The organism is Saccharopolyspora dendranthemae, from assembly GCF_007829955.1.
GTDB classification, from domain to species: domain Bacteria; phylum Actinomycetota; class Actinomycetes; order Mycobacteriales; family Pseudonocardiaceae; genus Saccharopolyspora; species Saccharopolyspora dendranthemae.
Genome location: NZ_VIWX01000002.1, coordinates 160,145 through 183,671, shown reverse-complemented (window position 1 = coordinate 183,671; position 23,527 = coordinate 160,145). Strand labels below are relative to the sequence as shown.

Genomic DNA, 23,527 nt, shown 5'->3' with positions numbered 1-23,527 from the left:
CTCCGGGATGCGAGCGGTTCGTGATCAGTATCGATCGCCGCCGCCTCGGAGAAGAGCCCCCTTTCGAGCGAAACTACGTTAGGACTCCTACATTCACCGGCCCTTCTGCCGATGTTCTCGGCAACTCGGTCGGCGGCACCCCCTTCCCCGTCCCGCTGCCGCCGACCGAGCCCACTCACCCGACGAGAAGGGACCACCCGGTGTCCTCCGATGCCCGAATCGCGCGCCACTACTGGCTGCCGATCCCCGAAGCCTCCGGCCGCGGCGGCGTCCGCCACGCCTTCCCCGGCGCCCGATGGCTCGGCACGCCGTCCGAAACAGCGGTCTGCGGAATCGAAACCCCCATGGCCGAACCGTCCGAGGTGGACTGGATCTGCTTCCCCACCTGCCCGGAGTGCCACCAGATCCTCAAGGACCGCCACAGCACCCGCGGTCGCTGACCGGATCGTGCGGGAGCAAGGCCTGATCGTGCCTTCTCGCCGGGGCCGACCTGTCCGAGGATTGCGGTGTGAGCAGAGCACTTCTCGTCATCGACGTCCAAGAGTCCTTCCGTCAGCTGCCGATGTGGTCGGCCATGTCCGATCCCGATGTCGCAGAACCTGTTTCCCGTCTCGTCGAGCACGCCCGAGCCGAAGGGGACCTCGTGGTGTGGATGCTGCACAGCGAGCCCGGTTCGGGCGGCGCATTCGATCCGGTCAACGGACACCTGCGACTGCTGGACGGCCTCGCCCCCGCCGAGGGCGAACCGACCGTGGTCAAGACCTCGCACAACGCCTTCACCAGCACGAACCTCGATCAGACCTTGACGCGGCGGGGTGTGCGCGAACTCGCCGTGTGCGGGATCCGCACCGAGCAGTGCTGCGAGACGACCGCCCGCGTCGCCTCGGACCTGGGCTACGACGTCTCGTTCATCACCGAGGCGACCGCGACCAACCCCGTCGCGCACCGCGACGCCCCCGCCGATCGCAGCGTGGCCGACGTGCTGGCCGATCCGCTGACGCTGCACCCGGCGGAGATCATCGCGCGCACCGAGTACGCCCTGTCCGGCCGGTTCGCGTCGATCCGCACGGTCGCGGAGGTCACCGGAGTAGGCTGACCGGATCGTGAGCCGTGTTGTCTTCCTGCTGATGCCGGGACTGCACCTGCTGGACCTCGCCGGCCCGGCGCAGGTGTTCTCGACGGCTGCCGATCTCGGGCACGACTACGAGCTCGACTACGTCTCCCAGCACGGCGAGGTGCTCAGCGCGCAGGGACTGCCCCTGCGCGCTGAGCGCGACTGGCCCGACCTCACCGCCGACGACCTCGTGCTGGTCCCGGGTTCGCGGGTGCCCGACCCGCCCCGCTGGCCCCGGCTGCACTCGGCGACCGCGCAGAAGCTGCGGGAGCACCACGGTTCCGGCGGGACGATCGCGAGCGTGTGCTCGGGCGCGGACGTCCTGGGCCAGGCGACACTGCTCGATGGCCGTCGCTGCACCACCCACCACGAGCTCCAGGACGAGCTGGCTCGCCGCCACCCCGCCGCGTCGGTGGTGCGCGACGTGCTGTTCGTGTCCGACGGCGGGGTGGTGACCTCGGCGGGCATCGCCAGCGGCATCGACCTGGCCCTGCACCTGCTGGCCGAGGAGTGCGGACCCGGCGAAGCGGCGCGCGTGGCCAGGGAGATGGTGGTCTACGCACGCCGGAACGGCGACGAGCAGCAGGCCAGCGCCATGTTGCGGCACCGGGCGCATCTCGACGACGCCGTGCACCGGGTTCAGGACGTCATCGACGCCCGCTTCACCGAGCCGCTGCTGCTCAGCGAGCTCGCCACCGGCGCGGGCGTCAGCGAACGCACCCTCACCCGCTCCTTCAGCAAGGCCACCGGCTTGACACCGCTGCGCTACCAGCAGGTTCTCCGCCTCGAACGCGCTGATCACCTGATCGGCAGAGGTGCCACCGCCGAGTCCGCCGCGCGGGCCGCCGGGTTCGCCGACGGGCGCATGCTGCACCGCATCCGCGCACGCGAGGCCGCCTCGCGGAGTTGAGCCGCGGAATCAAGCCCTTGACTTGTGGACATACACAAAACCATTATCTGTATGACTGTCGTCTCGGCGATGGTCGCCCGAGGACGTACCGGCACGGGATGAAGGGCAGGTGAGCGGTGCAGGACAGGCCCCTCACGAACTCCGTGCACGAGGTGCAGGGCGAACAGGTGCGGATGCCCGTCGAGGTGCGCTCGGCGACCGGCATCACCGCCCAGTTCCTGGTGCCCGCCGGGCCCGCGCGCGACACCCTCGCCGCCGTCGGGCTGGAGCCGGTGACACCGCTGCCCGGCCGCGTTCCCGCGACGCTGGGCTTCATCCACTACCTCGACTGCGATCTCGGTCAGTACCACGAGTTCCTGGTCGCGCTGATGTGCAGGCAGCCCGGAGTGCGCGGCTCCACCGGCGTGTTCATCCACTGGCTGCCGGTCGACCAGACCTTCACCTGCGAAGCCGGCCAGACCATCTGGGGATTCCCCAAGGAGATGGCCGCCATCGACGTCAGCACCAGCGGGAACCGCACCCGCTGCGAGGTCCGGCTCGACGAGCGGGAGGTCGTCGCGCTGGACTTCGCGCGCGGCGTCCCCGCCCCCTCGGCGATGGGCGCGATGACCCTCGACGCCTACACCCACCGCGACGACGTCCTGCGGCGAACCCCGTGGACGATGCGCGCCGGCGGCACGCGGATGCGTCCCGGCGGTGCGCGGATCGAACTCGGCGACCATCCGATCAGCAACGACCTGCGACGACTCGGATTTCCCCGAAAAGCACTGTTCACCAACCACATCGGCGATCTGAAGATGCAGTTCGCCGACGCGATGAGGATTTCCAGCCGTTCGTGATCACGCGGACCGGAGCAGTCAACGGCGACCACTGGAGTAGTTGAAGAAGATGAGCGATGCCGATTACATCGTCGTGGGCGCTGGCAGCGCCGGATCCGTCGTGGCCAGCAGGCTGGCCGAACGAGGCGCGAAGGTGCTCCTGCTGGAAGCCGGCCGCAAGGACACCCTGCCCACCGTCACCGTTCCCGGCATGATCTCCGTGCTGCACGTCGTGCCGCAGCTGAAGAAGCAGGTGGCCTGGAAGCAGTACTCGACCCCGCAGAAGCACGCCCACGAGCGCGAGATCCCGATGACCCGGGGCAAGGTCCTCGGCGGGTCGAGCTCGGTCAACGGCATGCTCTTCGTGCGCGGCAACAAGGCCAACTACGACTCCTGGGCCGCCGAGGGCTGCGAGGGCTGGAGCTACGACGACGTCCTGCCCGCCTTCAAGCGCCTGGAGAACTGGGAGGACGGCCCCAACGACCTGCGCGGCGAGGGCGGTCCGATCGAGGTCACGCGGCAGAAGGACATCACCCCCGCCGGTGAGCAGTTCATGGCCGCGACGCAGGAGACCCTCGGCGTGCCGAGAGTGGAGGACTACAACGGCGAATCGCAGGAAGGTGTCAGCATCTTCCAGCAGAGCGCCAAGAAGGGGAAGCGCTTCAGCTCCTCTCGCGGGTACCTGACCAACCGGGACCTGCCGTCGCTGCAGGTGCGCACCCACGTGCACGTCTCCCGGGTGATCATCGAGAACGGCCGCGCCACCGGTGTGGAGATCATCGACACCAAGAGCGGGCGGAAGGAGACCCTGCGGTCGGCCAACGGGGTCGTCGTCTCGGCCGGTGTCATCGGTTCGCCGCAGATCCTCATGCTCTCCGGTGTCGGCCCCGCCGGTCACCTCAAGGAGATGGACATCGACGTCAAGGCCGACCTGCCGGTGGGCCAGAACCTGCACGACCACCTGTTCGTGCCGATGACCTTCGTGACCAAGAAGGCCCTGCACCGCTCCACCCCGGCCTACATGGCTTCCGGGATGCTCAAGGAGACCTTCGGCAAGAGCGGCGAGTCCTGGCTGGGCAGAACGCTCTTCGAGACGGTCGGGTTCGTCAAGACCTCGCGCGCCAAGGGCGACGTGCCGGACATGCAGATCCACACGATCCCGTGGAGCTACCCGACTCCCAACCAGGACGAGGACAAGCTCTACCGGACCGACACCCGACCGGCGCTCACGGTCTTCCCGACGCTGATCTACCCGGAGAGCCGCGGCGAGGTCCGCCTGGCCTCGACCGATCCGACGGCCTCGCCGGTGATCGACCCGGGTTACCTCAGCGAATCGGCCGACACCGAGTTCCTGATCGAGGCGATGGGCATGATCCGGGAGATCATGGCGAACAAGACCATCGCCAAGGACGTGACCGAGGAGCTCAGCCCCGGCCCGAAGTACTTCGACGAGACCGAGCTGCGCCGCGAGCTGCCGACCCGCGTCCACTCCGTCTACCACCCGGTGGGCTCCTGCCGGATGGGCGTGGACGAACGCGCGGTCGTCGACCCGAACCTGCAGGTGCGCGGCGTGGACGGGTTGTGGGTCGCCGACGCGTCCATCATGCCCAGCATCACCGGCGGCAACACCAACGCGCCCTCGTACATGATCGGCGAGATGTGCGCTTCGCTGATCTGACGGGACGCTGCCGCTGAAGAACGCTCGTCGGCGCTCGTGGGGTTCGCTTTCCCGCCCCACGAGCGCCGATTCGCCGGGGCCGGTGACCGCTGTTTCGGACTCAGCGGCAGGCTCTTTCGACAATCGAAGCATGCGGACGGAGGGGGCCGCCGAACGCAGCGCTAAGCGATGCACGATGCTGATGCCGTGAACGATCTCGAAGAGGCCCAGGGCCGCGGCAGCACGCACGGTCCCGCCGGAGATGCCGCTCTGGGCGTGCTGCTGAGAGCGCTCAACGTCGAGCTCGACCGGTTCAACATCCTTTTCGGGAATGCCCACGGCCTCTACCGCACGGACCTCAACGCGCTCGTCGCGATCCTCGAAGCGGCCCGCCGCGAGGACCCGATGACTCCGAGCAGGCTCGCCGCCGCTCTGGACCTGAGCGCATCGGCCACCACGACTCTGCTGGAGCGGCTGGAATCCCTCGGGCACATCACCCGGGAGCACAGCAAGACCGACCGCCGCAGGGTCGACCTCTACATCCACGACACGGCCAGGCAGATCGGCAGCGAGTTCTACCAGCCGCTGCTGCGCGAGCTCAGCGGAGTGTGGGACCACTTCAGCGACGAGCAGCGGGAAACCGTCCGCCAGTTCCTCACCGCGACGATCATGGCGACCACCAGGGCGCGGGAGACGATCGCCCCTCGCTGAGGGCAGGGCGGCCGGAAGGTGTCGCCGCCGCGTTCGGGGAGTGAGAATCGGGTCATCGCGTCGAGCGGTGACACCGGGCGTTCGCACCTCTAGCATCCGGTTCACCACGACGAAGTGACTTCACATTTCTGAAGCGAGGGTGATCCGGTTGTCGTCGCCGACCTTGGACCAGTTGGGTTTCCGCCTGCACGACGAGGACTCCGTCCTCATCGCCCGTCAGGACATCGAACCCGGCACGTACTCCGGGCTCGAGATCACGAACACCGTGCCGAGCGGGCACAAGGTCGCCACGGCGGACATCGCCGAGGGCGCGGCCGTGCGCAAGTACGGCCAGATCATCGGCTTCGCCTCCCGCGACATCGCCGCCGGCGAGCACGTCCACACCCACAACGTCGATTACCAGGAATTCCAGCGAGAGCACGCCTTCGGTGCTGACGCCACGCCCACCGACTACGTGCCCGAGCAGCAACGAGCGACCTTCCAGGGATTCGTCCGACCGGACGGCCGGGTCGGCACCCGCAACTACCTGGCGGTGCTGACCTCGGTGAACTGCTCCGCGACGGCGGCGAAGATGATCGCCCGCAAGGTGGAGGCCTCCGGCATCCTCGACGACTACCCCAACGTCGACGGCATCTGCCCGCTCACCCACACCCTCGGCTGCGGGCACAGCGGGAGCGGCAACGAGGGCTTCGAGGTGCTGCGTCGAGCTCTCCAGGGCTACGCGGGCCACCCCAACATCGCCGGAGTGCTGGTGCTGGGTCTGGGGTGCGAGGTCAACCAGGTTCGAGCGCTGACCGACGACCTCAAGCTGGCCGAAGGCACGCCCGTGCACGCGATGACGATCCAGGAGTTCGGCGGGACCAAGAAGACCGTCGCCGAAGGCGTCCGGCGCATCGAGGAGATGCTGCCCGTGGCCAACTCCCACCAGCGGGAGACCGTCGGCGCGGACAAGCTCGTCCTGGCCATGGAGTGCGGCGGGTCGGACGCCTACTCGGGGATCACCGCCAACCCGGCGCTCGGCGCGGCTGCCGACCTGCTGATCCGCCACGGCGGCACCGCGGTGTTCGGCGAGACCACCGAGATCTACGGCGCCGAACACCTCCTCACCCGTCGCGCGGTGAGCCGCGAGGTCGGCGAGAAGCTGGTGAGCCGGATCGAGTGGTGGGAGGAGCACGTCCAGGCCGACGGCAGTTCGATCAACAACAACCCCTCACCCGGCAACAAGGCGGGCGGGCTGACCACGATCCTGGAGAAGTCGCTGGGCGCCGCGGCCAAGGGCGGGACCACCAACCTCGTCGACGTCCTGCAGTACGCGGAGCCGATCACCGATCACGGGCTCATGTTCATGGACACGCCCGGCTACGACCCGGTCAACGCGACCGGCCTGATCGCCGGGGGCGCTCAGCTGATGTGCTTCACGACCGGCCGCGGGTCGGCGTTCGGCTGCAAGCCGGCGCCGAGCATCAAACTCGCCACCAACACACCGCTGTACGAGCGGATGACCGACGACATGGACATCAACTGCGGGGTCATCGCCGACGGCGGGCTGACCGTGGCCGAGATGGGCGAGCAGGTCTTCCAGCACGTCCTGCGCGTCGCCTCGGGTGAGGAGACCAAGAGCGAGGAACTCGGCTACGGCGAGGAGGAATTCGTCCCCTGGCACCTGTCCACCGTGCTGTGAAGGAGCGAAGGGCGGTCCCGGCACCCCAGGTCGCCGGAACCGCCCTGCTTCCCCCATCATCAGGCCGCGAGGACCTCGCGCCGCGGGACCTCCAGGTCCCAGCGGTGGCGGTGCAGCAGCACCGGCACCTGCTCACCGCGCTGCGCGGCGGCGAAGACCTCGGCGCGGGCTCGACGCCACCACACCCAGGTGCGCCAGGCGCCGAAGAGCAGCATCGCGACCAGGGCCAGCATCGCCACCCGGTACTCCGAACCGCCGGGCATGAACTCGAACGCGTCCAGCACCAGACCCACGCACAGCACGCCCAGCGCCGTCGCCGAGTGCCCGCCCGCGTTGGCCACACCTGTGGCCGTGCCGACGTGGCGCAGCGAGTTGTAGTCGCGCACCAGGGCGAAGGCCACCGACGACACCGGACCACCGAGGGCGAAGATCAGGAACGCGACCGCGATCACCGCCAGCGGCGGCCGTCCCTGCGGCCAGGTCAGCAGCGCCACCCACGCCAGCACGTTCAGGCCGAGATAGCCCATGACCAGCCACATCCGGCATTCCGGCCGCTTGCCGATCAGCGCGCCGATCATCGGACCCCCGACGACCTGGCCGATGATCAGCAGGCTCAGCAGCACGCTCGCCGTGGACGCGGCGACACCGAGTCCGTCGACGAGGTACGGGAAACCCCACAGCAGGGTCAGCGCACCCGAGACGAACATCGTGCAGAAGTGCGTCCAGAACGCCAGCCTCGTCCCGGGCACCGACCACGCGGTGCGCACCTGCGCCAGCACCGCTCCCCCGCTCTTGGGCGCCGACGCCTTCGGCGTGGTGTCCCGCACGACCGAGACCGTCACCGCCGCGTAGGCCATCGTCAACGCACCCACCAGCAAGAACGTGCCCGTCCAGCCGATCGTGCGCAGTGCTGCGGCGAGCGGGAACGTCGCCGCGACACCGCCCAGCGCCCCCAGCGCGCTGGAAATGGTGGCCACCAGCGCGTACCGACGCGCCGAGAAGTACGCCGCCACCAGGCGCAAGATGCTCACCCACATCAACGCGTCGCCCAGGCCGAGCACGCCGCGCGCGGCCAGCCCCATGGCGTAGGTGTCGGCCAGCGCGAACAACGTCTGACCCGTCCCCAGCAACAACACCGCCGTGGTGATCACCCGGCGAGCGCCGAACCGGTCCACCATCAATCCCGTGGGGATCTGCATGCTCGCGTAGATCCCGACCTGCAGGACCGTGAACGCGCTGAGCGCGGCAGGCCCGACGTCGAACCGATCGAGTGCCTGCGTCCCGGCAACCCCCAGGCTGCCCCTGTGAAACACCGCGGCGAGGTAGGCGACCACCGCCACGCTCCAGATCCACCATGCCCGACTCTCCGGTCGGTCGGCAGCCACGAATGCCCTCCCGTGTTCTCAACGTCAACAACGCACTGTCCCTCTTGCTCACCTAGTACTTCGTTTCGCGAAGCACCTGAGTTAGCGATTCCACGAGTGGACTGCACCACATGCTCCACTGTGGACGAACGAGGATCCGAGTCTTGGCCCAGGAGCGACGCTCACCTAGCCTCGGGGCCTGTGCCCGCAGCGCTGCGGTCACCCACGCATCGAAAACACCGGCGCACCAACGCGCGAGGTGGGATGGAGCGCGATGGAAGGCAACACCGCCCCGGATCCGGCGATCCACCGCATGCTGCACCCGAGGTCGATCGCGATCCTGGGCGCCTCGAACGACCCGCTCAAACTCTCCGGTCGCGCGATCGCGCTGATGAAGCGCTTCGGCTACACCGGCAGGCTGCTGCCGATCAACCCGGCGCGCGAGCAGGTGCAGGGACTCCCCGCCCACCCCCGGCTGGCCGAGGTCGACGGCGAGATCGACCTCGCGATGATCACGCTGCCGGCCGACCAGGTCGTCGAGGCGGTCCGGGACTGCGCCCAACGGGGTGTTCCGGCGGCGATCGTGGGCGCGGCCGGTTTCGCCGAGCTCGACGAGCAGGGAGCGCTGCTCCAGCAGCAGCTGGTCGACGTCGCGGCGGAGACCGGAACCCGCCTGCTCGGGCCGAACTGCTTGGGCATGTTCAGCCTGCGGGACAAGGCGATGGCCACGTTCACCTCGGCCATGGACGGCGACTTCACACCGCGCGAAGGCCCGCTGGCGTTCGTCAGCCAGAGCGGCGCGTTCGGCACCTTCATCTTCTCCGCCGCGCAGCACGCCGGGATCGGCATCTCGCACTTCCTCAACACCGGAAACGAGGCCGATCTGTCGGTGGCCGAACTGCTGGGCGGGCTCGTCGAGCTCGACGAGGTCCACGCGCTGATGGCCTACCTGGAAGGGGTGCACGACGGACCGGAACTGCTGGCCGTCGCCCGGCGGGCCCACGAACTCGACAAACCGATCCTCGCCGTGAAGGTCGGGCGATCCGACGCCGGCGCCCGGGCGGCGGCATCGCACACCGCTTCGCTGGCGGGCGAGGACGCGGTGTTCGACGGCGTCGTGCGGCAGTTCGGCGTGGTGCGAGCGGACGGCATGGACCAGCTGCTCGGCGCCGCGATGATCTTCGCCGGCGGTCGCCGCGCCCGGGGCGAGCAGCTGACCACGTTGTCGCTGTCCGGTGGCGCGGGGGTGCTGATGGCCGACGCGGCCAGCCGCCACGGCTTGGACGTCGCCGCATGGGAACCCGAGTGGCAGCACCGGATGGCCGAGGTGATCCCGGCGTTCGGGTCGCCGCGCAATCCGGTCGACCTGACCGCGAACCTCATCAGCGACCCCGGGATGCTGCGCCGAGCGTTGCAGATCGCGGTCGAACACCCGGGATCCGACCTGATCGCGGTGTTGCTCGGCAACGCCGACCACGCCGCCGACGAACTCATCGGCGCCATCGAGCACGCCTACCGCTCGACCGACCGGCCGCTGGTCGTGGTGTGGACGGGAGGCAGCGGACGACCCCGGGAACGATTGCGGGAGCTGGGGATCCCGTGCTTCACCGACCCCGGACGAGCGGCCGCGGCGCTGGGAGCGCTGGCCGGCTACAGCCTGCGACCCGCCCCACCGAGCCCGCAGCGGCCGCCCGACGTCGACCACAAGGTCGTGCGCGCGATCCTGTGCGAAGCCCGCGACCACGGGCGCAGGCACCTCGACGAGCACGAGTCCAGCAGGCTCATCGCCGCCTACGGCGTGCCGTGCGCGGGCGCCTTCACTGCGAAGGACCCGCACGGCGCGGTCGCCGCCGCCCGCGAACTGGGCGCACCGGTCGCGGTGAAGGTCCTCTCGCGCAGCATCGGGCACAAGTCCGACGTCGGCGGCGTGCGGCTGGGGCTGCGCACCGACGCCGAGGTCCGGTCGGCGGCCGAAGACCTGATGGATCTCGAACCCGACGTCAGGCTGCTGGTGCAGCGGATGTCCACCGGCACCGAGTTGATCGTGGGCATCAAGCGGGATCCCGCGTTCGGGCCGGTCGTGGTGGTCGGCCTCGGCGGGGTCCTCGTGGAGGTGCTCGCCGACAGCCGGGCGGGGGTCGTCCCGCTGGACGCGGCCTCCGCCAAGCGACTGCTGACGTCCCTGCGCGGCAGCGGGATCTTCGCCGGGATCCGGGGCCAGGCCCCGCGTGACCTCGACGCGGCCGCCGACGCGGTGGCGCGCGTGTCCTGGCTGGCCCACGACCTCGCGGACGAACTCGAGGAACTGGACGTCAACCCGCTCCTGGTCGACGATCGTGGCGTCGTCGCCGTGGACTGCCTGGCGGTGCTGCGCTGACCCGGCGCCGGGCACGCGTCACGTCCCGGCGAGACCCGTTGTCGCCCAAGGTGACTGAGCACGTCTTCGACCAGCTGCGACGGCGGTGCGCCGACACGTTCTGCACACCACCCTTTCCGAGGAACGGCCTGCAGATCACCCCATCCAGCGATCGTCACTCGCTCGCTTTTTCGAACGGCCGACGGCACACTTAGCACATGAGTTCGACAGTGCTGAATCACGCTACGGAAGAGGCCGTCCACGCGACCGTTCCCGAGTCGATCAGGTATCCGACGGCGATCACTCGTCGGGCCGCACCACTCGGTTCACCTGGACTCCGGGCGCGACCACCGACGCCCCTCTGCACGATCTCGATCCGCGCACCCACCGCATGAGCGCGAGTCGGCGACCCGATGACCCACCGGCGCCCCTTCGTGTCGCCGACAGCCTCGCACGCCTTGAAAGCACCATTGCTGTTTGACAACTGCACAGTGGGAAAAGCTCATCCCAGGTGGCGGCGCAAGAAGTCCAGGGTGCGCGGCCAGGCGATTCGGGCCGATTCCTCGTAGTAGGACGCGGGGTTCTGGTCGTTGAAGAACGCGTGGCCCGCCGCGTACACGTGGATCTGGGGGTGGACCTCGGTCTCCTTCTTGATCTTGTCCGCCACCTCGCCGACGGCGTCCACCGTGACGCCGCGGTCGTACTCGCCGAAGTGGCCGAGCATCGGTGCCGTCATCGCCGAGAAGTCCGTCTCCACCGGCGGAATCCCGTAGAACGGGATGACGGCGCCGATGCGGTCGCCCTGCTGCGCGGCCAGCACCAGCGCGAACTTGCCACCCATGCAGAAGCCGACGGCGCCGACGGCCGACCCGGTCACCAGCTCGTGGTCCAACAGGTGGTCGACCGCGCCCGCCAGGTCGCGGGCGGCCTGGTCGACCGGCAGCTCCTGCATCATGCGGGAGGCCTCCTGCGCGTCGTGCGTGGTGCGCCCCCCGTAGAGGTCAGGCGCGAGGGCCACGAAGCCCTCGGCTGCGAAGCGGTTCGCGACGTCGGCCACGTGGTCGGTCAGGCCCCACCACTCCTGGATCACCACCACGCCGGGTCCCGGTCTTTCCGGGGTCGCCAGGTAACCGTGGGCAGTCCGTCCGTTGCTGGCGAAGCTGACGTTCTGGTGCGGGTTCGTCACGCTCGTGCTCCTTCGTCGAGGATGACCGTTCGCAGGCCGTTCGAGCCCGCACCATGATCGCGCCGCGCACGCCGGATCGCAGCCCTCAGCCGAGTGCCATGTGGATGATTTCCCAGATGTGGCCGTCCGGGTCGTCGAAGCTCCGGCTGTACATCGGCCCTTCTTCCACGACCTCGCCGATGCGCGGCGCTCCCGCCGCTCGGGCCTTCTCCACGATGTCGTCCACCTGCTCGCGGGACTCCGCGGTCAGAGCCGTGATGACCTCGGTGGCCTTGGTCGCGTCGGCCACGTCCTTGGGGATGAAGGACTTGAAGAACGGCTCGACCAGCAGCATCACGTAAGCCTCTTCGCTGATCACCATGCAGGTGGCGTTCTCGTCGGTGAACTCCTCGTCGAAGGAGAACCCGAGTGCGGTGAAGAAGTCCACCGATCGCCGCAGATCACCGACGGGCAGGTTCACGAAGGTCTTCATGGACATGGCGGTCGCTCCACTTCGCATCGGTCTGAATCATCAGGATCGGGCAAGAACCGGGATGCTGCCGCGCCGAGCCCAGGCGAGCGCCAGGAAGACGAGGCACAGCACGAGCGGTGACAGGGCCACCGCGGGGGCTCCGAGCGGGAAGATCTGGGCCAGCGTCGCTCCGACCATCACCAGCGCCAGACCGAACGCCGCCAGCCCGCACAACCTCGGGATCAGCAGCCCGATCGCACCGAGCAGTTCGACCCCACCGGTGAAGTACCGGAACCACTGGCCGAAACCGATCAGGTCGAACATCTGCACGGCGGTCGGATCGCCGAGCAGCTTCGGCATCGAAGCGAACACGAAGAACGCCGCCAGCAGCACCTGCAGCACCCAGAGCCCGATGTTGACGCCCCGCCTCGGCTGAGCCGCCTGGCCTTTCGCAATGGTGGTCATGTCGCCCGCACCCTTCCGTCGCACCGTTGAGGTTCGATCGGAGGTATCGACTCGTCGCGCGCCGGAAACTCATCGGTCGCGAGCGGGGACGGCGAGTGTCAGTCCACGAGCTGGTCGAGCACGGCGGTGAAGACGTCGCGGTCCACGGTGACCGGGTCCTGCGCCAGCCACTCACCGATGTCCTTGACGAACTGGGCGGGAGTCATGGGGACGACCTGCTCGTCGCGATGCTCGACGGTGGTCACCTCACCGGCCCGGCTGGGGTAGATCAGCACGGCTCCGCGCACCTCGACCTCGGGCAGGAGGGCTTGGAAGCTGGCTACGCCCTCGTTCAACCGCGTCACACCGCCGCGGAAGGGATGCCCGTTGCGCCACAGCGAACCGTGCTCGTCGGTCGTGTAGTGGCCGGGGAGCCAGCTCTTGGATTCCACGAGCACGAGCCGGCGACCGCACAGGACCGCGTGGTGGACGTCCTCGAACATCGAGTCCGGCTGGGCGAGACCGTGGAAGACCCGGACTCCGGGTAGCCGGATGAGGTACTTGGCGCACATCTCCGCGGTGAGCAGCTGACCCCGCTCGTGCTGGATGTCGGGCAGCCCGAAGATGCGCTGGGTGCCGAACTCGGCGGTGAACATCCGGTGCTCCCGGTGAGCGCCGATGTGGCGGCGCAGCAGTACCACGATCACGACGCCCGAGCTGATCAGCAGACCCAGCCACGTCGCCATCAACAACGCGTTGAGCTCCACCGCCACACCGGCCAGCAGCAGCAACGACCACGCGCCGACCAGTGCCATCGTCGGCATCCGGTCCGGGCCGAGCACCGGCACGTACTGCACCCGGGCGGTCGGGTCGACGCTGTCCCACCAGGTGAGGTCGTCGAGCCTCACCCTGGGCATCCGAGGTACGTAGTCGGGATCCTCGCCGAAGTCGCGGCCCGCCCGCTTGGTGGATCCCGGACGCCGCTGCCGCGTCGCCGCGGTTCCGGTCTCCAGCGGTCGACGCCGCGAGCTGTCGTAGGAGGCGCGGCGGACCGGATCGTTGAGGGTCTCGTAGGCCTCGCGCAGGAGCCGGAACGAGCCGTCGCTGCCGCCGACGTCGGGGTGCATGCTGCGAGCGAGGGTGCGGTAGGCCGATTTGATCTCGACCGATGTCGCATCGCTCCCCACGCCGAGGAGTTCGTAGTAGTCGACCCCGCGCACTACCCTCCCCGCCTCCCGGACCGCGCGGCAAAAACGAGCTGCAATGACAACGCCCGGCAATGATAGGACGCGATCCGAGATCAAGATCAACCGACTGGCAAGATTTCACCCCCACCACCGCCCTGGCCGGCATCCCCGCAGCAAGGAAGGCCCGACGTTCGAGGTGAGGCGCCCCAGGGCAACAGCAGGGCAGATGATCCCTGCAGCCCCTGCTGAACCCGCAGCGCACGAGTCCGCCTGCGGATCGGCATCCACCGGCACTGGTCAGGTGCTGATCAACCTCGTCGCCGGCCGAGGCTCTTCACGTCGCCGGCCGGGCGCCACGTGGGCACGAAAAAACCCGCTGGCTGCTTGGCCAGCGGGCTCTTCCACGCGGATGACCGGGGCGGCGCTCCGCCGCCCCTCCCTTTTGGCCACCCGGGAGCCGGGCTCGGTCCTGGATGGCGCCTGGGACCGGCTCGGCCTGCTGCGCGCGGTGCACACCGCGCAAGTCCTGGTGGATGCCCGGCAGGTGAATCCCACCGGCATCGCTGTTCACAATAGCCGATCGCCACGACGTTGTGGGGCACAATCCCGCCGCGGCGCGGTGGCGGTCCTGATCGAACGTGAGGATTCGGACCGCGGCCCTTGACCGCCTTGGCGTGGGGCCTGCAGCGACCTTGACGTGATCGGATTCGACGTGCATAAGATCGCCGGTCGAGCCGCTGGGTGAAGGGGTGCAGATGGCCACCGATCCGCTCGCTCCCGGCGTCTGGGGCGTGGTCGCCACACCGTTCACGGAGTCCGAGGGAGATCTCGACCTCGGCTCGTTGTCGAAGCTCGTCGCCCACTACCGCCGGATCGGCGTCACCGGGCTGACCGTGCTGGGCGTCTTCGGCGAAGCAGCGCGGCTGTCCACCGCCGAGAAGCGCGCCGTGCTCGAAGTCGTGGTGGACTCCGCGGACCTGCCCGTGGTCGTGGGCGCTTCCAGCACCTCGTCGGCGCCGGTGATCGAAGAGATCGAGCTCGCCGCCGACGCGGTCGGCGACCGGCTCGCGGGCGCGATGGTGCAGGTCAACACCGCGGATCCCGACGCCCTGGTGCACCAGCTCCGCGTGGTGCACGCGGCGACCGGTGCCGGGCTCGTGGTGCAGGACTACCCGCTGGTCAGCGGCGTGTCGATCAGCGCGGCCGATCTCGCCGCAGTGGTCGAACAGGTCGAATCGGTGGTCGCCGTCAAGGCCGAAGCACCACCCACGCCACCGGCGATCGCCACGCTGACCTCACGCTCTGCCATCCCGGTCTTCGGAGGCCTCGGCGGCGTCGGCCTGCTGGACGAATTGGCAGCGGGTGCGTCCGGTGCGATGACGGGTTTCTCGTTCCCCGAGGGCCTCAAGGCGTGCGTCGACGCGTGGTGGGAAGGCGGCTACCAGGCGGCGCTGGAGGCCTACCTGCGCTACCTGCCGCTGGTGAACTTCGAGGCGCAGGCCCGCATCGGACTGGCGATCCGCAAGGAGGCGCTGCGCCGCCGGGGCCTCATCACCGACTCCGGCGTGCGGGCGCCCGCGGCGAGCATGCCGGAAACCCTGGACAAGCAACTGGACCGGCACTTGGCGGCCGTGGAGAACATGGAGAGCTGATGGATCTGGGAATCGCCGGCCGCACCGCGCTGGTGTGCGCCTCGACGGGTGGTCTGGGCGAGGCGACCGCGCGGGCTCTGGCCGCAGAAGGCGTCGCCGTGGTGGTCTCCGGCCGCCGAGGCGACCGCGCCGAGGCGATCGCCGCCGAACTGCCCGGCGCCACCGGCGTGGAGGTCGACCTGACCGCGCAGGGCGGCGCCGAGAGCTTGCTGACCGCTGCCCACGACGCTCTGGGGCAGATCGACATCCTGGTGCTCAACGGTCCCGGACCGCGTCCGGCCAGCGCGTCCGAGGTCGGCCCGGAGGACACCGCCGAAGCGGTGCAGAACCTGCTCCTGGTGCACCAGAAGTTGGTGGGCGGAGTGCTGCCGGGCATGCGCGAGCGCGGGTGGGGCCGGCTGCTGGCCATCGCCTCCAGCGGTGTGGAAGCACCGATCCCGAACCTCGCGCTGTCCAACATCGGACGCAGCGCGCTGGCCGCCTACCTGAAAAGCCTGTCGATCGACGTCGCCGACGAGGGCGTCACCGCCAACCTGCTGCTGCCGGGCCGCATCGCCACCGATCGGTTGTCGTCGTTGGACCGCGCCACTGCCGAGCGGGAGCGGCTGCCGATCGAGGAGGTCCGCGCCCGCGGCGAGTCCGTGATCCCGGCCAAGCGCTACGGCGAACCCGCGGAATTCGGTGCCACAGCTGCGTTCCTGTGCAGCGCGCACGCCTCGTACATCACCGGGACCGCGGTTCGCTGCGACGGAGGTCTCGTCCCGACCCTCTGACGCCGAACACAGCAGGCGGACCGCACCGCCTGCTCGCGCCGACGAGGAAGGCGTGCCGCGCGGAACGACGGGAGGTTCTCCGCGCGACACGCCCCGTCCGCCCCGGGATCGTCAGCCGGTGACGGAGTTCAGGGTCGGCAGGTACGCGTTGGCGTGTCCGTCGACGTCGGGGTGGAAGGACTCCTGGATCGGGTCGCTGGGACCGTTGATCCACTCGTCGGAGGAGCACACGCCGTGCCCCTCGAAGGCGGTCCTGGGGTCGGCGAAGGAGAATCCGGCGGCCGAGGCCCGTTCGGAGGTCACCGAGGCGAGCTCGTCGGCGCCCTCGTTGATCCGCTGACGCTTGTGCTCGGAGTAGAACGGGATCCCGCAGTCGCCCATCTCGTTGATCCGCGGGTACCCGACCACCACGACCTTCGCGTTGGGCGCTGCGGAACGGATGTTGGCGTAGGTGGTGTCGAGCTTGTCGGGGAGTTCGCTCCGGGCCTTCTCGGCGGCCTCGTCGACGGCGCCGTCGCAACCCTCGTCGGTTCCGGTGAGGCACCGCGTGATGACGTCGACGAATCCGATGTCGTTGCCACCGATGGAGATCGTGACCAGTGTGGTGTCGGCGCTCAAACCGTCGAGCTGGCCGGAGTTGACGTCGTCGGTGACCGCGCCGGAGCAGGCGGCGAAGTCGAAGTTGGCCGCTCCGTGGGAGTCCGCCCACAGCTGCGGATAGGCTTTGGGACTGCGCAGACAGCTGCCGCTGTCCTCGAAGTAGTCCCGGGTTCCGGTTCCCGAGGCGTAGGAGTCGCCGAGAGCGACGTAGTTCTCGGCAGCGGACCCGGAATCCGCTGCGAAGGCCGGGGTGACGGCCGTGCCCGTGGTGACCGCGCACACGGCCACCGCACCGATGAGGTACCTTGCGTGAAGCATGTTTTCCTCCGTTCGGAGCGCGAAAAGCCCTTTCATTCAAAGAAGTCCGCGCCCCATTTCGGAGAAATTGGCGAATACCCGCCAGTAACCGCCTTTTCCTGCACCTCGAACGCCGCTGCGGAATCCGCCATCGGGGCACTCGCGCGAGTTGATTTCGCCGGTTTTCCCAATCCGACGGGCAGCGGGACGACAGAACGAGTTCGCAAGACGCACGTACGTTTTGTTCGAATTCGCACGATTGCAGCAGGCGTGGCACCACTCGAAATGGCATAGTTCTATGCCTCCCGGCACCCCATCCCACTGTTTGAGGAGGGCGTATGACACTCCGGGTTCCTGAGCACCGCACCGCTTCGGCCGTGCTCTCCCGGGCCAACGCCGCGGCACCGGAAGCCTTCGACGACGGCGTGCCCCGCAATCTCATCGACCGCCGCTGGCTCTCCGTCGGCGAGCAGGCCCCGCAGATCACACCGGTGGACGGCACCGTGTTCACCCAGCTGCCCAAGATCGACGCCGCCACCGCGCAGGAGGCCGTGCACGCCGCTGCCAGAGCCCACCAGTCCTGGGCGCAGACCAGCTACGAGCAGCGCCGCGAAGCGGTGCTCAGCGCGGTGGACGCGATGGCGCAGGTCCGCGACGACCTCGCGCTGCTGCTCGCCTGGGAGATCGGCAAGCCCTGGAAGCTCGCCTGCGCCGACGTCGACCGGTGCCTCGACGGCGCCCGCTGGTACGCCGACCACACCGAGCAGATGCTCAACCAGGACGTGGAGGGCGCACCGCACAAGCGGCAGCCGCTGCCGGGTCCGGTCAGCAACATCGCCAGCTGGAACTACCCCATGAGCGTCCTGGTGCACGCCGAGCTGGTGCAGTTGCTCGCGGGCAACGCCGTGATCGCCAAGACGCCGACCCAGGGCGGAGCGGTGACGCTGACCGTCGCGCATGCCCTGATGAACCGCGCCGGGCTCCCGGCCAGCCTGCTGTCCGGGGACGGTTCGGCGCTGTCTGATCCGCTGGTGCGCTCACCGGAGGTCGGCGCGCTCGCGTTCGTCGGCGGTCGCTCCAACGGAGGCAAGATCGCCGCGCAGCTGGTCGACACCGGCAAACGCCACATGCTGGAGCAGGAGGGGCTCAACACCTGGGGCCTGTGGGAGTTCTCGGACTGGGACGGGCTGAGCGCGCACCTGCGCAAGGGGTTCGAGTACGCCAAGCAGCGGTGCACGGCTTACCCGCGCTTCGTGGTGCAGCGCAAGCTCGTGGACAAGTTCCTCGCCACCTACCTCCCGGTGGTCCAATCGGTCCGCTTCGGCCACCCGCTGGCCAGCGAGGACGATGAGCCGCCCGCACTGGACTTCGGCCCGCTGATCTCAGCCGCCAAGGCCACCGAGCTGGAGGGGCGGGTCGCCGAGGCCCTGCGCCACGGCGCCGTGCCGCTGCACCACGGGGACCGCTCGCACGGCCACTTCCTCGAAGGCCAGGACGTCTCGGCCTACGCGGCACCGGTGACACTGCTGGCACCGCCGGGTGCCAGCCGGCTGATGCACGAGGAACCGTTCGGACCGGTGGACACCATCGTCGTGGTCGACACCGAGGCCGAGCTGCTGGCCCAGATGAACGCGTCCAACGGTGCCCTGGTCGCCACCATCGCCTGCGACGACGAGGGGTTCGCCGCCGAGCTCTCGGAGAGCGTCCAGGCGTTCAAGGTCGGCATCAACAAGCCGCGCTCGCGCGGTGACCGGGACGAGGCGTTCGGCGGCCGGGGCGCGTCGTGGAAGGGCGCGTTCGTCGGCGGCCAGCACCTGGTGCACGCGGTCACCCAGGGCCCTCCGGGCGAGCAGCTCTACGGGAACTTCCCGGGTTACCAACGCTATCCGCAGACCTGATCACGGCACGAACGAAACGGGAAACCCCGCCTAGGCGCGATTGCGCGTTCGTCGTGAGCCCGATCGGCCCGGCAGCTACCAGGACTCGCCGGGACGCAGATCGCAGGTGATCGGTGCCGTCGTGTCGAGGGACGCCCCGACCGGGTAGTAGTAGATCCAGCCGTCCTCGTCCGGGGTCGGCTGGATCCCGGCGGTGGTCAGCTGCCGGGTCGGAGCGGGCCAGGGCTTCCAGCCCCGCGACTCGTAGAAGGGCCGGCCCTCCTCGCTGGCGCCGAGCGCTCCCAGGTCGTAGGCGGCGCGGATCATCCGCTCCACCTCGGCCATGAGCGCTGCACCGATGCCCCGGCGCCGGCGGTCGCGGTGCACCGCGACGCCCTCCACGTACCCGGTGCGCAGGGCGCGCTCGCCGACCAGCAAGCGCCGCATCACGAGCGCTGCGTGCCCGATCAGCTCGTCGTCGTCCCAGGCCAGCACGTGCATCCCGCCGAGGCAGTGCTCCCAGTCCGCTTCGGTCATGGCGTCGTCCTCGGGGAAGACGTCCCACAGCAGCCTGCGCGCCGCGCCCAGGCTCACCTCGTCGAGATCTGCCGTGTGCGCGGTCCGGATTTCGGTCATGCGGCACATGATGGCAGCAATCAGGCGAGGGGAGGCTCGTTCGCAGGAGGCCGGAGGAGGTTCTCGGCGAGCTCGTCGGCGCTGCGGCCGCACATGCGTCCCTGGCAGGACCCGAGCCCGACACGACACGACCGGTTCAGCGCACTCGCATCGCGCTGGACGGGAGCGTTGTCCCGCAGGGCCTGGTAGGGAACCTCCTCGCACCGGCAGACGACCGTCTGCGGGGTGAGCCACTCGTTCCAGCCCTCACCGATGCGGGTCGCGGAAGCCATCGCCCGCCCGAACCTCTGTCCACAGCGGACCATGAGTCTCGCTCGCCGCGCGGGCTTCTCGACCGCTCGCCACGTTGTGGCCCGCACCTGCACCGCGGCCGCGAGGCCGGCGACGGCGCCTTCGGCGGCTGCGGCCCTGGCCCCGGCGATGCCGGTGGTCTCCCCCGCCGCGAACACCCACGGCGTCGAGCTGCGCTGCTCGTCGTCGACGCGCACGAACCCGTCGACGATGTCGCAACCCGCGGCTCTGGCCAGCTCGAGGCGAGGTTCGAAGCCGTGGGCGACGCAGATCGCGTCCACCGGAATCCTCCGGTGCGTGCCCGGGATGGGCCGCCACCGGGCGTCGAGCTTGGCGACCACGGCCTCCCGAACCCGCTCATCGCCGATCGCTTCCACCACACCGGCCCGGGTGCGGAAGCGAGTGGCACCGACGAGCCTGCGCAGGTAGCCCGCGAACCCCGCGAGCTTGTCCCACTGCCCCGCCAGTGTCGGCGCCCGTCGCAGCCAGGAGGTCGTGCTTCCCGCGTCGAGCACGGCGACCACCTCGGCGCCGACGTCCAGCAACGATTCGGCGACCGGCAGCAGGAACGGGCCGGTGCCCGCGACCACCACCCGGCTGCCGACCGCGACCCGCTGACCTCTGGCCAGCGCGTGGGCACCACCCGCGGTGAACACGCCCGGCAGTTCCCAGCCGGGGAACGGCAGCACCCGGTCGTGCGCACCGGTGGCCAGCACCACCGCCTCGGCGTGCAACGACTCCTCCGCGTCGCCGCCTCTGCTGCGCACGTGGAGGGTGTGCCCGTCGATCGACCGCACGCTGCCCGCGAAGTGCCGGATGCGCGGATCGGCTCGGATCTCGTCGGCCAGGGCCTCGACATCCCGCTGCCCCGATCCGCTCCGCTGCGGCCTGGTGACGCCGAACTGCGCCGGCGGGATCTGGTGGTACCGGCCACCGAGGTCGCCCGAGGAGTCGACGAGCAGCACGTCGGCACCCGCGCGAGCGGCGTGCCGCGCGGCTGCCATGCCGGCGGGGCCCGCACCCACGACCACAACGCTCACGACGACTCCCCGGGACCGCGAGTGCTGATCACGTCACCGGGTTCGACGGTCCGCAGGCAGGCGCGCACGTTCGGCGTTCCGTTGACCACCAGCGCGCACTCGGCGCACACGCCGATGCCGCAGAACAGGCCGCGTCTCCGCCCGCGGCCGCCGGACTCGCGCCACGAGGTCAGGCCCAGCGACATCAGCACCGCGGCCACCGTCTGCCCTGCGCGCGCGGTGACCCGGCGGCCGTCGACCTCGACGGAGAAGCTCGTCTGGTAGCGGGGTTGCGCGGGGTCCAGGTGGGCGGGCAGCAGATACGGTCCGGTCAACTGCCGCCACCTCCTGTAGCTGCACCCGTCGGGCCTGTTCAGGCGTACCCGGCGAGTCCGGTTCCCGTTCGAACCGGCAGGAGAAATTGAACTGCCCCAGAACAGATCGCGCATCAATCCATCGGCGTAGGTCCGTCAGACAGGGGACTGAGACGGGAGTGCAGCCGTCCCCGGCAGCTCCGCCTGCGCTGCGGTGCTGCCGGGGACGGCTCTTTCCCTCTCCCGATGGCTTGAGGTCTACGGCTGCGGGAACTGCGCCGCGTAGGTCTTCACGGCGTTGGCGATGGCCGCGAAGTTGCGCTCGAGGGCTTGCGCGTCGACGTTCTCGATCGTGTCGCAGGACTGGTGGTAGCAGGCGTCGAAGGCCTCACCTGCCTGGCCGCCCCACTTCTCGGCCTGCTCGGGGGTCTTGGACTCCTCGGCGCCGGTGAACGTCCCACCAGCCGGGATGCCGACCTCGATGAACGGGCCGTAGTCGGAACGACCGTCGAAGTCGGTGCCCTCGGCGGGCGCACCCGCCGCACCCAAGGAGTCGTTGAGCAGCTTCTCGATCTGCGCCGAGCCTTCAGGCCCCGGACCTGCGCCGACACCGTCGGAGTCGTCACCGTCGTAGGTGAAGTACCCGGCGTTGGGCGAACCGACCATGTCGAAGTTCAGGTAGGCGGCGATCTTTCCGCGATCGGCCTCCGGCAAGGTCTCCACGTAGTGGGTGGAGCCGACGAGGCCTTCTTCCTCCGCACCCCAGAAGGCGAAGCGGAGCTTGTTGGTGGGGGTTTCGCCGCCGCCCGCGTAGTCCAGCGCGGCCTGCAGGATCGCGGCGGAGCCGGTCCCGTTGTCGTTGATCCCCGGCCCGTCGCCCACGCTGTCCAGGTGAGCGCCGAACATCACGACCTTGTTCGCGTCACCACCAGGCGTGTCAGCGATCAGGTTGTACGTCGGACCGCCCATGGACGGAAACTCCTGGACCGTGGTGGCGAACCCGGCCTCGTCGAGCTTGCCCTTGATGTAGTCCAGCGAGGCCTTGTACCCGGGCGTGCCCGCAGCTCGGTTCCCGCCATTGGCCCCGGCGATGTTCTGCAGCTCCTGGAGGTGGTCCTGCACGGCCATGACGTCGGCGCGCGCGCCGTTGTCGGCGACCGCCGCGGTGGGCAGCACCAGCGCGGCGGCTGCGGCCAGTCCGGCAGCGGTGGCGAGCATCGGTCGGTTCGGCATCCCGCGATCCCCTTCGTAGATGTCGGCGTCGATCTCGATTCGCGAGGGGAACGTATCCGCGGGGTCCGCGGCGAAGACCGATTTGACCAAAACTCGCCTCAACAACGCGTTTTTCCCGTATTCGCGACGAGGTCTCACGCCACCCAGAACCGCCGAGGCCGGAGATCGGGCCGTGCAGGAGCAGTGCGCGATCGGCTCGCGTTGTTCTCGCAGCGGCGCTGAGGCAAGCTGGAGACACCTGGTCACGGCTCCGCAGCCGGCGTCCTGGTGATCAAGACCGCACGGCAGGCGCGGCCAGGACCGGACGAGGGCCCGGCTGCGCGACGAAGATCCAGTTCCTACACCTCAGGGAGGCACCGCACGTGGAACAGGTGGTCCTGCTCGACGAGACCGGTCAGGCGATAGGCGTCGAAGACAAGGCGACCGTGCACCACCAGGAGACGCCGCTGCACCTGGCGTTCTCCTGCTACGTGTTCAACGACCACGGCGAATTCCTGCTCACCCAACGAGCCCACCACAAGCGGACCTTCCCGGGCGTGTGGACCAACACGTGCTGCGGCCACCCGGCACCGGAGGAGGACATGAAGACCGCCATCACCAGGCGTCTTCGCGAGGAGCTCGGCCTGACCGTGCGCGGGATGGAGCTCGCGCTACCGGCGTTCCGGTACCGCGCCACGATGGACAACGGCGTCGCGGAGAACGAGATGTGCCCGGTCTTCGTGGCTTTCACCGACAACACCCCGGACCCCAACCAGGACGAGGTCGCCGGCACGCGCTGGGTGCAGTGGAAGGAGTTCAGCACCGGCGTCCTCTCCGGCGACGCGGACGTGTCGCCCTGGTGCGCGCTGCAGGTCCGCGAGCTCACCGAGCTGGGCCCGGAACCGGCACAGTGGCCCATCGGCACCCCGACGAGCCTGCCGCCCGCCGCACGCGTGGCCTGATCTCACGACAGCAGA

General features: G+C 69.5%; 23 protein-coding genes. 13 read left to right on the top strand and 10 right to left on the bottom strand.

Annotated elements, in window-relative coordinates:
- The first annotated feature begins 200 nt into the window (after nt 1–200).
- The 7 genes from FHU35_RS09795 (at nt 201) to FHU35_RS09765 (ending at nt 6,891) form a co-directional block, all read left to right on the top strand.
- The gene (locus FHU35_RS09795) at nt 201–440 is read left to right on the top strand and encodes a hypothetical protein (RefSeq protein ID WP_246110205.1); all 240 of its coding nucleotides are present in this window, start codon (nt 201–203) and stop codon (nt 438–440) included.
- 68 nt (nt 441–508) lie between these two features.
- Nucleotides 509–1,096: a cysteine hydrolase family protein gene (locus FHU35_RS09790; protein WP_145738199.1), complete on the top strand. Its 588-nt coding sequence runs from the start codon at nt 509–511 to the stop codon at nt 1,094–1,096.
- 7 nt (nt 1,097–1,103) lie between these two features.
- Nucleotides 1,104–2,024: a GlxA family transcriptional regulator gene (locus FHU35_RS09785; RefSeq protein WP_145738198.1), complete on the top strand. Its 921-nt coding sequence runs from the start codon at nt 1,104–1,106 to the stop codon at nt 2,022–2,024.
- Nucleotides 2,025–2,140: 116 nt separating this feature from the next.
- Nucleotides 2,141–2,863: an acetoacetate decarboxylase family protein gene (locus FHU35_RS09780; RefSeq protein WP_246110204.1), complete on the top strand. Its 723-nt coding sequence runs from the start codon at nt 2,141–2,143 to the stop codon at nt 2,861–2,863.
- A 49-nt stretch (nt 2,864–2,912) separates the two neighbouring features.
- A complete protein-coding gene (locus tag FHU35_RS09775) occupies nt 2,913–4,520 on the top strand; it encodes a GMC family oxidoreductase (protein WP_145738197.1) in 1,608 nt (535 codons plus the stop codon).
- 186 nt (nt 4,521–4,706) lie between these two features.
- Nucleotides 4,707–5,210, top strand: coding sequence for a MarR family winged helix-turn-helix transcriptional regulator (locus FHU35_RS09770; protein WP_246110203.1), 504 nt, complete (start codon nt 4,707–4,709; stop codon nt 5,208–5,210).
- 148 nt (nt 5,211–5,358) lie between these two features.
- On the top strand, nt 5,359–6,891 hold the full coding sequence (locus FHU35_RS09765; protein ID WP_145738195.1) for a UxaA family hydrolase: 1,533 nt from the start codon (nt 5,359–5,361) through the stop codon (nt 6,889–6,891).
- Between the two features lie 59 nt (nt 6,892–6,950).
- On the opposite strand, the gene FHU35_RS09760 is transcribed toward FHU35_RS09765, so the two are convergent.
- Nucleotides 6,951–8,276 carry an MFS transporter gene (locus FHU35_RS09760; RefSeq protein WP_145738194.1) on the bottom strand — a complete coding sequence of 442 codons (1,326 nt, stop codon included), beginning with the start codon at nt 8,274–8,276 and terminating at the stop codon, nt 6,951–6,953.
- Nucleotides 8,277–8,529: 253 nt separating this feature from the next.
- Here FHU35_RS09760 and FHU35_RS09755 point away from each other — a divergent pair, with 253 nt between their 5' ends.
- Nucleotides 8,530–10,632, top strand: coding sequence for an acetate--CoA ligase family protein (locus tag FHU35_RS09755; RefSeq protein ID WP_145738193.1), 2,103 nt, complete (start codon nt 8,530–8,532; stop codon nt 10,630–10,632).
- Nucleotides 10,633–11,113: 481 nt separating this feature from the next.
- Here the strand turns inward: FHU35_RS09755 and FHU35_RS09750 are convergent, their stop codons facing one another.
- From FHU35_RS09750 to FHU35_RS09735, 4 genes are all read right to left on the bottom strand, one after another.
- Nucleotides 11,114–11,797, bottom strand: coding sequence for a dienelactone hydrolase family protein (locus tag FHU35_RS09750; protein WP_145738192.1), 684 nt, complete (start codon nt 11,795–11,797; stop codon nt 11,114–11,116).
- Nucleotides 11,798–11,882: 85 nt separating this feature from the next.
- A complete protein-coding gene (locus FHU35_RS09745; protein ID WP_145738191.1) occupies nt 11,883–12,275 on the bottom strand; it encodes a VOC family protein in 393 nt (130 codons plus the stop codon).
- Between the two features lie 33 nt (nt 12,276–12,308).
- Nucleotides 12,309–12,713 (bottom strand): DoxX family protein, encoded by a 405-nt coding sequence (locus FHU35_RS09740; RefSeq protein ID WP_145738190.1) that lies wholly within the window; start codon nt 12,711–12,713, stop codon nt 12,309–12,311.
- A 98-nt stretch (nt 12,714–12,811) separates the two neighbouring features.
- Nucleotides 12,812–13,912 (bottom strand): J domain-containing protein, encoded by a 1,101-nt coding sequence (locus FHU35_RS09735; protein WP_145738189.1) that lies wholly within the window; start codon nt 13,910–13,912, stop codon nt 12,812–12,814.
- Between the two features lie 722 nt (nt 13,913–14,634).
- On the opposite strand from FHU35_RS09735, the gene FHU35_RS09730 reads away from it, so the two are divergent.
- Nucleotides 14,635–15,531 carry a dihydrodipicolinate synthase family protein gene (locus FHU35_RS09730; protein ID WP_145738188.1) on the top strand — a complete coding sequence of 299 codons (897 nt, stop codon included), beginning with the start codon at nt 14,635–14,637 and terminating at the stop codon, nt 15,529–15,531.
- Nucleotides 15,531–16,304, top strand: a complete 774-nt coding sequence (locus tag FHU35_RS09725) for an SDR family oxidoreductase (RefSeq protein WP_145738187.1) — start codon at nt 15,531–15,533, stop codon at nt 16,302–16,304. The genes FHU35_RS09730 and FHU35_RS09725 overlap by 1 nt, the downstream gene beginning before the upstream one ends.
- Nucleotides 16,305–16,415: 111 nt before the next feature.
- Here the strand turns inward: FHU35_RS09725 and FHU35_RS09720 are convergent, their stop codons facing one another.
- On the bottom strand, nt 16,416–17,222 hold the full coding sequence (locus FHU35_RS09720) for an SGNH/GDSL hydrolase family protein (protein ID WP_145738186.1): 807 nt from the start codon (nt 17,220–17,222) through the stop codon (nt 16,416–16,418).
- On the opposite strand from FHU35_RS09720, the gene FHU35_RS09715 reads away from it, so the two are divergent.
- A complete protein-coding gene (locus tag FHU35_RS09715) occupies nt 17,214–17,495 on the top strand; it encodes a hypothetical protein (RefSeq protein ID WP_145738185.1) in 282 nt (93 codons plus the stop codon). The two genes, FHU35_RS09720 and FHU35_RS09715, sit on opposite strands and share 9 nt — an antisense overlap.
- Nucleotides 17,496–17,539: 44 nt before the next feature.
- On the top strand, nt 17,540–19,099 hold the full coding sequence (locus FHU35_RS09710; protein ID WP_145738184.1) for an aldehyde dehydrogenase family protein: 1,560 nt from the start codon (nt 17,540–17,542) through the stop codon (nt 19,097–19,099).
- Between the two features lie 75 nt (nt 19,100–19,174).
- Here the strand turns inward: FHU35_RS09710 and FHU35_RS09705 are convergent, their stop codons facing one another.
- From FHU35_RS09705 to FHU35_RS09690, 4 genes are all read right to left on the bottom strand, one after another.
- Nucleotides 19,175–19,723 carry a GNAT family N-acetyltransferase gene (locus tag FHU35_RS09705; protein WP_425474119.1) on the bottom strand — a complete coding sequence of 183 codons (549 nt, stop codon included), beginning with the start codon at nt 19,721–19,723 and terminating at the stop codon, nt 19,175–19,177.
- An 11-nt stretch (nt 19,724–19,734) separates the two neighbouring features.
- Nucleotides 19,735–21,045 (bottom strand): FAD-dependent oxidoreductase, encoded by a 1,311-nt coding sequence (locus FHU35_RS09700; protein ID WP_145738182.1) that lies wholly within the window; start codon nt 21,043–21,045, stop codon nt 19,735–19,737.
- Nucleotides 21,042–21,359 (bottom strand): (2Fe-2S)-binding protein, encoded by a 318-nt coding sequence (locus tag FHU35_RS09695; RefSeq protein WP_246110202.1) that lies wholly within the window; start codon nt 21,357–21,359, stop codon nt 21,042–21,044. Before FHU35_RS09695 ends, FHU35_RS09700 begins: the two co-directional genes overlap by 4 nt.
- 237 nt (nt 21,360–21,596) lie before the next feature.
- Nucleotides 21,597–22,571: a M28 family metallopeptidase gene (locus tag FHU35_RS09690; RefSeq protein ID WP_246110201.1), complete on the bottom strand. Its 975-nt coding sequence runs from the start codon at nt 22,569–22,571 to the stop codon at nt 21,597–21,599.
- A 362-nt stretch (nt 22,572–22,933) separates the two neighbouring features.
- On the opposite strand from FHU35_RS09690, the gene idi reads away from it, so the two are divergent.
- Nucleotides 22,934–23,512 carry an isopentenyl-diphosphate Delta-isomerase gene (idi, locus tag FHU35_RS09685; protein WP_145738180.1) on the top strand — a complete coding sequence of 193 codons (579 nt, stop codon included), beginning with the start codon at nt 22,934–22,936 and terminating at the stop codon, nt 23,510–23,512.
- Nucleotides 23,513–23,527: the final 15 nt, after the last annotated feature.

What these genes read in the sequence shown, in the direction of transcription:
- FHU35_RS09775 (WP_145738197.1), top strand. Translation starts at nt 2,913, where the DNA reads ATGAGCGATGCCGATTACATCGTCGTGGGCGCTGGCAGCGCCGGATCC.
- FHU35_RS09755 (WP_145738193.1), top strand. Translation starts at nt 8,530, where the DNA reads ATGGAAGGCAACACCGCCCCGGATCCGGCGATCCACCGCATGCTGCAC.
- FHU35_RS09745 (WP_145738191.1), bottom strand. Translation starts at nt 12,275, where the DNA reads ATGTCCATGAAGACCTTCGTGAACCTGCCCGTCGGTGATCTGCGGCGA.
- FHU35_RS09740 (WP_145738190.1), bottom strand. Translation starts at nt 12,713, where the DNA reads ATGACCACCATTGCGAAAGGCCAGGCGGCTCAGCCGAGGCGGGGCGTC.
- FHU35_RS09730 (WP_145738188.1), top strand. Translation starts at nt 14,635, where the DNA reads ATGGCCACCGATCCGCTCGCTCCCGGCGTCTGGGGCGTGGTCGCCACA.
- FHU35_RS09725 (WP_145738187.1), top strand. Translation starts at nt 15,531, where the DNA reads ATGGATCTGGGAATCGCCGGCCGCACCGCGCTGGTGTGCGCCTCGACG.
- FHU35_RS09720 (WP_145738186.1), bottom strand. Translation starts at nt 17,222, where the DNA reads ATGCTTCACGCAAGGTACCTCATCGGTGCGGTGGCCGTGTGCGCGGTC.
- FHU35_RS09710 (WP_145738184.1), top strand. Translation starts at nt 17,540, where the DNA reads ATGACACTCCGGGTTCCTGAGCACCGCACCGCTTCGGCCGTGCTCTCC.
- FHU35_RS09705 (WP_425474119.1), bottom strand. Translation starts at nt 19,723, where the DNA reads ATGTGCCGCATGACCGAAATCCGGACCGCGCACACGGCAGATCTCGAC.
- FHU35_RS09690 (WP_246110201.1), bottom strand. Translation starts at nt 22,571, where the DNA reads ATGCCGAACCGACCGATGCTCGCCACCGCTGCCGGACTGGCCGCAGCC.